Genomic DNA, 1,194 nt, shown 5'->3' on the forward strand with positions numbered 1-1,194 from the left:
CGAGCCGGCCGCGCAGCACGGCGAAGCCGGGCGCTGCCTCGGGCGGGACACCCACCACTTCGAGTTCGCTGCGGCGCTTGGAGGCGCCGGCATAATCCTTCACCTCGAGCGAAGCGCGCATCGCGTCCATCGTCACGATGCGCTGGATGTCGAGGGGCAGCGAGGCAATGGCGAATTCGACGTTCTTGAACTTCTCGCGCGCGTCCGCCCATTTGCCCTGGCGCGCATAGGCGAGCGCCTTCCAGAGCTGGGAGTCGTGGCTGTTGCCGATCACGGGATTGGCGAGGTCCTTCAGACCCTGCGCCGGCCGGCCGATCAGGATGCTGGCGATCGCATGCATGATCAACGCGCCGCTCTCCTCCTTGTTGAGCGGATCGCTCAACATCAATTCGGTCACGGCCTTGGCCTCGTGATACATCGCGCGCGACATGTAGAACTGCGCAAGATCGAGCCGCGGCAGCGAGCGCAGCGCCGGTTCGACGTTGGAGATCGCCGTCATCAGCTCGTTTTGGCGCGTCACGAAATTTTCCGACTGGCCCTTGCGCCAGCCTTCGGGGCTGAAGACCGGGCGCACCGCGGTCGGGGCGCGCTCGGCCGAGATGTCGACCGGCGACAGCGTCAATCCGCCCTTCTTGCCGAGGATCACCTTGTCGGAGCCGACCTCGACGCCGACCTCGTCGGAGTTCGGCCGGACCGCGATGCCGTGCGCGGATTCCAGCAGCGAGAGATCGACGAGGTCCTGCCGCTTGATGAAGCCGCGCACCGGCCGCTGCCCGGTGACGACATAGAGCGTGTCGCCGGCGTCGGGATCGGTGAGCTTGTGCAGGACGCCCGGATTGGCAAAGTGGATCGCGATGTTGGCGAGCGCGGGGTCGGTGATGTTACGCGACATCATCAGCGGCAGCGGCGTCGTCTGGATCTTGTCGGCCAGCGTCAAGAGCCAATTGGTCTCCTTGCCGACCTCTTCGCTCGCCAGCGAGTAGACCAGCGGGCGGGTGAGACGGATGCGCAGCGCCTGTCCCTTCTCCAGCGGGACGCGGCCGACCTCGCCGATCATCGCGCCGCCCCTGGCGCGGATCGACTCGACATCGATCGTCTTCGGTGTAACGAAGACCAGCCAGACGGTGTTGACTCGACCGCATCGTCCTCGTCCTCGTCGTCGGCGATGAGCTGCGAGTTGAGCGGCTGGGAGAG

1 pseudogene is annotated in these 1,194 nt (G+C 66.2%); it reads right to left on the minus strand.

Annotation, left to right across the window (positions count from 1 at the left end):
* Window positions 1–1,194: pseudogene (locus MOV74_RS38550) on the minus strand (tetratricopeptide repeat protein); the annotation flags it as partial.

It is taken from the genome of Bradyrhizobium sp. SHOUNA76, from assembly GCF_023006445.1.
Lineage (GTDB): Bacteria > Pseudomonadota > Alphaproteobacteria > Rhizobiales > Xanthobacteraceae > Bradyrhizobium.